Origin of the sequence: Lysinibacillus odysseyi 34hs-1 = NBRC 100172, assembly GCF_001591965.1 — a bacterium.
GTDB lineage: Bacteria > Bacillota > Bacilli > Bacillales_A > Planococcaceae > Lysinibacillus_B > Lysinibacillus_B odysseyi.
Window position 1 is genome coordinate 1 of the sequence record NZ_BCVX01000034.1, and the last position, 607, is coordinate 607.

Annotated in this window: 6 tRNA genes; all 6 read left to right on the plus strand. The window is 48.9% G+C overall.

Annotation, left to right across the window (positions count from 1 at the left end):
* Positions 1-33 precede the first annotated feature (33 nt).
* The 6 genes from BOD01S_RS22335 to BOD01S_RS22360 all read left to right on the plus strand — a co-directional run bounded on the left by BOD01S_RS22335 (position 34) and on the right by BOD01S_RS22360 (position 607).
* A tRNA-Asp gene (locus BOD01S_RS22335) sits at positions 34-109 on the plus strand.
* Between the two features lie 5 nt (positions 110-114).
* Positions 115-189, plus strand: a tRNA-Gln gene (locus BOD01S_RS22340).
* A 5-nt stretch (positions 190-194) separates the two neighbouring features.
* Positions 195-270 (plus strand) — tRNA-Lys (locus BOD01S_RS22345).
* 64 nt (positions 271-334) lie between these two features.
* Positions 335-420: transfer RNA gene (locus BOD01S_RS22350), tRNA-Leu, on the plus strand.
* 25 nt (positions 421-445) lie between these two features.
* Positions 446-522, plus strand: a tRNA-Arg gene (locus tag BOD01S_RS22355).
* An 11-nt stretch (positions 523-533) separates the two neighbouring features.
* Positions 534-607 (plus strand) — tRNA-Gly (locus tag BOD01S_RS22360).

Genomic DNA, 607 nt, shown 5'->3' on the forward strand with positions numbered 1-607 from the left:
TTTTTATAGCGTTTTGTAAAATAAAAATAATTTGGTCCCGTGGTGTAGCGGTTAACATGCCTGCCTGTCACGCAGGAGATCGCCGGTTCGATCCCGGTCGGGACCGCCATTCGTTGGGGTATAGCCAAGCGGTAAGGCAACGGATTTTGATTCCGTCATGCCTAGGTTCGAATCCTAGTACCCCAGCCATTTTCGAGCCATTAGCTCAGTTGGTAGAGCATCTGACTTTTAATCAGAGGGTCGAAGGTTCGAGTCCTTCATGGCTCACCATTTTTTATCTTGACAACACAAAGAAGCCTATGTATAATAGGAAGAGTCGTAGTTGAGGTAGAATGCGGTCGTGGCGGAATGGCAGACGCGCTAGGTTGAGGGCCTAGTGGGGGCAACCCCGTGGAAGTTCGAGTCTTCTCGGCCGCACCAAACAGCTATAAATAATAATGAAAATGCGCCCGTAGCTCAATTGGATAGAGCGTCTGACTACGGATCAGAAGGTTATGGGTTCGACTCCTGTCGGGCGCGCCATATAAAAATATGCGGGTGTAGTTTAATGGTAAAACCTCAGCCTTCCAAGCTGATGTCGTGAGTTCGATTCTCATCACCCGCTCCA